Annotated in this window: 4 protein-coding genes; 2 read left to right on the top strand and 2 right to left on the bottom strand. The window is 63.5% G+C overall.

Annotated features, from left to right (window positions below; all coding sequences use genetic code 11):
* Window positions 1–13: 13 nt before the first annotated feature.
* A complete protein-coding gene (locus OUZ52_RS13935; protein WP_266159015.1) occupies window positions 14–3,352 on the top strand; it encodes a PAS-domain containing protein in 3,339 nt (1,112 codons plus the stop codon).
* A gap of 35 nt (window positions 3,353–3,387) precedes the next feature.
* Here the strand turns inward: OUZ52_RS13935 and OUZ52_RS13940 are convergent, their stop codons facing one another.
* Window positions 3,388–4,044: a response regulator transcription factor gene (locus OUZ52_RS13940; protein ID WP_266159016.1), complete on the bottom strand. Its 657-nt coding sequence runs from the start codon at window positions 4,042–4,044 to the stop codon at window positions 3,388–3,390.
* Between the two features lie 152 nt (window positions 4,045–4,196).
* Window positions 4,197–4,400, bottom strand: a complete 204-nt coding sequence (locus OUZ52_RS13945) for a cold-shock protein (protein WP_266159017.1) — start codon at window positions 4,398–4,400, stop codon at window positions 4,197–4,199.
* Window positions 4,401–4,759: 359 nt separating this feature from the next.
* Here OUZ52_RS13945 and OUZ52_RS13950 point away from each other — a divergent pair.
* On the top strand, window positions 4,760–6,323 hold a 1,564-nt coding region (locus OUZ52_RS13950), incomplete at its 3' end, for a 3-hydroxybutyrate oligomer hydrolase family protein (protein ID WP_266159019.1).

Below are 6,323 nucleotides of genomic sequence, written 5' to 3' on the forward strand. Positions count from 1 at the left end.
CGGTGCGCCGCCCATGTTGAACGCCAGCATGATCGCCGCCGCGGGCTTGATCTGGCTGGGTTTGCTGTTTGGCGTGGCCTTGGTCGGCGAACGCAGGCCGCATTGGTTTGAACGGCGCTGGGCGGTGATCTATGCCTTGTCGCTGGCGATTCACTGCACCTCGTGGACGTTCTACGGAACCGTGACCCAGGCCAGTCGTTCGGGTTGGTGGCTGCCGCCGACCTTTATCGGCGCGATCCTGATGTATCTGTTTGCGATTGCGGTGTTGCGCCGGCTGGTGCAGTTGGCGCGCGATTACAACGCCGGTTCGCTGGCCGATTTGATTGCGGTGCGTTTGGGCCGGCATTCCGGTCTTGCCGCGCTGGTGACGGCGGTGGTGCTGATCGGCATCGTACCGTATATCGCGCTGCAATTGAAAGCCGTGGCGATGAGCTACGCCATGCTTAGCCACGGACAACTTGGCGAAGCGGAGCCATGGCAGGACAGCGCGCTGTATGTGGCGTTGTTGATGGCCTTGTTCGCGATGCTGTTCGGCACGCGTCGCGCCTCGGCCATGGCGCATAACCGTGGGCTGGTGTTGGCGATGGCGTTCGAGTCGGTGTTCAAGCTGATCGCCATGCTGGCGCTGGGCAGCTTGTTGTTTACGCCGTTGCCGCCCAGCGTAGTGCCGGGGCCGCCGCCCGCGCATGACAGCAGCGGATTTCCCGCCTTGATCCTGCTTGGCGCAATGGCGATGTTTACCCTGCCGCACCAGTTTCACGCCGGCGTGGTGGAGTGTCGCGATAGCGCGCATCTGCGCACCGCACGTTGGTTGTTTCCGTTGTACATGCTGTTGGTCGCCTTGCCGATCTTGCCGTTGGCGCGGATGGGCGATGCATGGCTTGGCCCCAGCGGTGTGCCTTCGGACTTGTATGTGTTGGCGCTGCCGCTGGCGCGCGACCAGCACGGCTTGGCCTTGCTGGCTTTTCTTGGTGGCCTGAGTGCGGCGACCAGCATGGTGGTGGTGGCGACGCTGGCCTTGAGCCTGATGATCGTCAATCACTTTATTGCGCCGTTGCGCGTGCGCACCGGCTGGGGCCGCGACGAGCATGGCGACTTGCGTGGAGAAGTGCTTAATCAGCGCCGTGTCGCCATTATCACGGTGATCTTGCTGGCCTGGGCTTATAGCCGGGTGCTGGCGCGCAACGATGTTCTGGCCGATATCGGTGGCATCTCTTTCTCGGCGCTGGCGGGGTTGGCGCCGGCCTTGCTCATTGCGGTATATCGGCCGCAATGGGGGCCGCGTGCGGTGACCAGCGGCTTGGCAGTGGGTACCTTGGTCTGGCTGTACGTGCTGTTGCCCGCCTTGCTGCCGGCCTGGTCGAGTCACGGCGAGATGCGTTGGTTGCATGAAGGTCCGTTCGGTTGGTCGTGGCTGTCACCGGATGGTTTGTTTGGGCTCGATGACTGGAGCCGGCTGGGCCGCGCGGTGATGTTGAGCCTGGCGGTGAATGTGGCGGTGATGTCGGCCGTGGCCGGCTCGCGTTATGGGCAGGCCTTGCGGCCGACCAGCGTGGGTGACATTGGCGTGGCTGAATTGCGCGCACTGGCGGCGCGCTTTCTGCCGCCCGAGCGGGTCCAGCCCTTGTTTGATGGGGTGTCATTGCAGGCATTGGCCGGGGGTGCCCGGGTGGCTGCGGTGGAACACGAACTGGCCGCGGTGATCGGCGCCGCCTCAGCGCGCTTATTGCTTGAGGTGGTGAGTCAGCAGCGGCGCGGCGAGCTGGACACGGTGGCGGCGATTGTCGGCGAGGCGGCTGAAGATTTGCGCTTCAATCAGCGCGTGCTACAGGCGGCGCTGGAAAACATGAGCCAGGGCATTTGCGTGGTCGACGCAGAGTTGCGCCTGGTGGCGTGGAATCGCCGTTACGCAAGCTTGTTTGAGTATCCGGCCCACTTGCTGCAAGTCGGTCGGCCGGTGGCCGAGTTGACGCGCTTCAATATCGAGCGCGGCATGTTGGGGCCGGGCGCATTGCATGATCGGGTGCAGCGACGGTTGATGCATATGCGTGCCGGCACGCGGCATTTGTCCGAGCGGCGTTTCCCCGACGGTACGGTGGTGGAGATCCGCGGCAACCCGATGCCGGGCGGTGGCTTTGTCGCCACTTTTACCGATGTCACCGCTTTTCGGCAGGCCGAGGATGCGCTCAAGCGCGCCAATGAAACGCTGGAGCTGCGCGTGGACGAACGCACACGTGCGCTGGCCACCGCCACCGCCGAGGCCCAGCATGCCAATCAGGCGAAAAGCCGTTTTCTGGCTGCGGTGAGTCATGATTTGATGCAGCCCTTGCATGCGGCCAAGCTGTTTGCGCACGCCTTGGCGGAGCGTGCGCAAGCCGAGCAAGGCCACGAGCTGGTCACCGCACGGCATCTCAATGGTGCGTTGACCGCTACTGAGTCGCTGCTGGCGGGCTTGCTGGATATTGCACGCCTGGAAGGTGGGCGCTTGCAGCCCAAGCCCCATGATTTCGCCCTGGCCGAAGTGTTTGATCCGCTGGCGGCCGAGTTTCGCGCCCTGGCCGACCAGCGTGGCGTTCGACTGGATGTGGTCAGCAGCCGGGCCTGGGTGCATTCCGATCCGCAGTTGCTACGCCGTGTCTTGCAGAACTTTCTCTCCAATGCCTTGCGCTACGCCGAGCAGGGCAGGGTGTTGCTCGGTGCGCGTCGTTGCGGCGATGCATGGCGGCTGGAAGTCTGGGATACCGGCCCGGGTATCGCGCCAGATGAGCAGTCATCGATTTTCGATGAGTTCCGTCGTGGCAGTGCCAGCGGCGGGCAGGGCCTGGGCCTGGGTTTGTCGATTGCCCAACGCATGGCCGGTTTGCTCGCCGCGCCGCTCGGCCTGCGTTCGTGGCCGGGGCGTGGCAGCGTGTTCGACATCACCGTGCCGGGCGTGCCGCCGATGACCCACGCGCTGCCGGTGCCGATGGCGCTGCAACCGTTGCCGGCGGGGCGCGCGCTGGTGCTCGACAACGAACCCGCCGCGCTCGCTGCCTTGTCGGCGTTACTTTCCAGCTGGGGCTGGCAGGTGCACGCGGCGCGAACCACTGAACAAGCGCAGGCAGCGCCATGGCAAGCTGATCTACATATCTTCGACTACCACCTCGATGCGGGGCGTACCGGCCTTGATGTATGGCAGTCGCTGGGCGTGTCGGCGGCCCAGGTGCCGACGCTGATTCTCACGGCGGATCGCGATGGCGAGTTGCGCCAACGCTTGCACGATCAAGGCATGGGCGTGTTGTACAAACCGCTTAAACCGCTGGCCTTGCGCCAGGTCTTGCAGCGGGTGATGTCTGCGCGGCGGGAGGTGTAAGGCTGGCATATGTCGCCAGATCGCGCAGCGGCGGATTAGCCCCGCGCGGGTTCGCCTAGCGTCAGCGATTGCAGCAGTACGCTGGCCTGGGTGCGATTGCGTACGCCGAGTTTTTCGAAAATCGCGGTGACGTGCGCTTTGACGGTGCGTTCTTGAATCGATAGCCGATCGGCAATTTGCTTATTGAGCAAGCCTTCGCCGAGCAGGGCCAGTACGCGATATTGCTGTTCGGTAAGTCGGGCCAGGCGAATGGCCAGGTTGGTGTCGGCAGCATCGGCCGGCAGGCTGGCGATGGTTTGCGCCAGCGCCGGCGGCAACCAGCTGCCGCAATCGAGCACGCTGCGAATGGCCTCGCCGATCTCGGCCGGGCTGGCACTTTTGGGAATGAACCCGGCGGCGCCGTGGTCGAGTACGCGGCGAATGGTGCGTGCTTCGTCATGCGCTGAAACCACCAGGACCGCGACACCGGGGTGCTGCCCGCGCAAGGCGGCCAAACCGGATAAACCCTGGCTACCGGGCATGTGCAGATCAAGCAGTACCAGATCCATGTCGGGCTCGTTCGCCAGCATGGTCAATGCGCTGGCAAGATCGGCTGCCTCGTAGATGGTGCCATCGGGCACGTTCTCGCTGGCGGCTTGGCGCAGTGCCGCGCGAAACAGCGGATGGTCGTCGGCAATCAGCAATCGGCTCATGCGGTGGACGGTAGCCTGCGCAGCCCTTGCCGTCGAGATCGTTTCGTCTCGCGCTTGCCATAAATGATGTCATCGAAAAGTGAAGACTCGATGGCGATAAGCAAAAAACCCGGCACAGGGCCGGGTTTTTCGTAGACGGTTCTAACGAAAGATCAGACCGGCTTGATGTTCGACGCCTGCAAGCCCTTCGGGCCTTTCACGGTGTCGAATTCAACCTTCTGACCTTCTTTCAGAGACTTGAAGCCATCGGCTTTGATCTCTTTGAAATGTGCGAAAAGGTCCGCGCTGCCGTCGTCAGGCGTGATGAAACCGAAACCTTTTGCATCGTTGAACCACTTAACTGTGCCAGTTGCCATTGCTTTGTGTCCTCTGTTGTTCAAGTGCAATCACGAGGACGTTGAAGAACGGCCACGAATGCAATCGCCATCCTCGCTCTCTCCGGCAGGCTTGTGCAAGCTTTTTTTGAATCCAGGGTCAAGGACATGCTATGAGTCATGGCGTGATTCATGCGGTTTGCTGCAAGGCTTTAAACGGAAACGAGCCAATTCGGGGGTGTTATGGGGATTACCGGGAAATATGTTGAGTGCGTTCTCATGCATCGAAAGTACTTGCTATGAGAGGGCGTCTCATCACACTGCTGCTGTTGCTGCTGCCGGTTTTACCGGCGTGTACGTTGCCAACGGCGTCAAGGGAGCGCCACTCCATGGGGTCGGGCATGCAAACAAATGATTTTGTACGAGGCGAAGTGCGCGTTACCGAGCATCGCGGCAGCGATGACCTGCTAAGCGCCGGGCTCGGGTTGGCCGGCCTGGCTGGCGTGCCGATGCCGCTGAGCGACCCGTTGCACCCCTCTGCGCTGGAATTGCGCCGTCGGGCCATCCAGCTCAGCTGGAAGGGCATTGCCGACCTGGGGCCTTTGGGCGGCTATGGCCGGGTTTATGGCCAGGTGCCGGATGTGCCCGGGCGTGAGTACCAGGCTTTTGCCTGGATTCCCGGCGCGAAGTCGCCGCATCGCGTGCTGTTGCAGGTGCCGGATACTTTTGACCCCGCGCGCCGTTGCCTGGTGGTGACCGCCTCTTCCGGTTCGCGCGGTATTTACGGCGCGATTGCCTTGGCGGGAGCCTGGGGACTGCCGCACGGCTGTGCCGTGGCCTACACCGACAAGGGCACCGGCACCGGATATTTCGACTATGCGGATGACAGCGGCGTCGCCCTCGACGGCCGGCGCGCCAAACGCGGCGAGGCGCGGTTGGAATTCGAGCCGCCGCCGCTGGCCGCCGATGCGGGCATCGCCATCAAGCATGTTCACTCGGGGGACAACCCCGAAGCCGACTGGGGTTTGCATGTGCTGCAAGCGGCCAGGTTCGGACTGGCCATGCTCGATCGTGCTTACCCGGCACAGGCGCCGTTTACCGCGCAAAACACCCGCATCATCGCGACCGGCTTGTCCAATGGCGGCGGCGCCGTGCTGCAGGCCGCCGGGCTGGACCAGGAGCACCTGCTGGCCGGCGTCGTCGCGCTGGAGCCGAATGTGCACGTCGCAGGACAGGGCCGTGCCTTGTACGACTACGCCACCGAGGCATCGCTGTGGTTGCCGTGCGCGTTGACCGATGCGCGCTTTGCTGGCACGCCATTGGCCCGTGGGCCGAATGGATTGCCACCGCCGGCATGGTTGGGGCGCTGCGCCAGCCTGCGTGCCGCCGGGCTTGTCAGCGGCGCCACCCCCATGGTACAGGCCGAGCAGGCTTATCAAAAACTGCGCTCCACTGGCTGGACCGATGCTGCGATGGCGGTGGCTGCGGCTTCCACGAGCTTTGATCTGTGGCGGACGATTAGCGCGGGTTATGCCTCGGCCTATACGCGCCGTAGTGCCGCCGATATGCCTTGTGGCTTTCACTACGCGGCCATGGGGGCGGCGGGGATGCCCGGGCTAAGTGACCCGGTGACGCGAGCCAGTTGGTGGGCGGATGGTTCGGGCATACCGCCGGGTAACGGGATTGGCCTTTATGGCGGTATCGATGTCTCGTTCGATCCGTCGTTGCCGGGCACGCATTGTTTGCGTGCGCTATGGGATGGCAGTAGCGACCTTGCGCGCGAACTGCATGCCTCGATCGATGCCACCGCTGCGCATCTGCCTCGCGTGGATCTGCCCATGTGGGTGATACACGGTGCTGAAGATGGCCTGATACCCACGGCTTTCAGCTCCGAACCCTATGTGGCCTGGTTGCGCGCCGAGCATCGCCAGCCGCTGTACTGGAAGGTGCCGCATGCACAGCATT

The organism is Dyella silvatica (genome assembly GCF_026283955.1).
Taxonomy (GTDB): domain Bacteria; phylum Pseudomonadota; class Gammaproteobacteria; order Xanthomonadales; family Rhodanobacteraceae; genus Dyella_C; species Dyella_C silvatica.

Coding starts and splice junctions, on each gene's coding strand:
- OUZ52_RS13935 (WP_266159015.1), top strand. CDS start 14: ATGTTGAACGCCAGCATGATCGCCGCCGCGGGCTTGATCTGGCTGGGT.
- OUZ52_RS13940 (WP_266159016.1), bottom strand. CDS start 4,044: ATGAGCCGATTGCTGATTGCCGACGACCATCCGCTGTTTCGCGCGGCA.
- OUZ52_RS13945 (WP_266159017.1), bottom strand. CDS start 4,400: ATGGCAACTGGCACAGTTAAGTGGTTCAACGATGCAAAAGGTTTCGGT.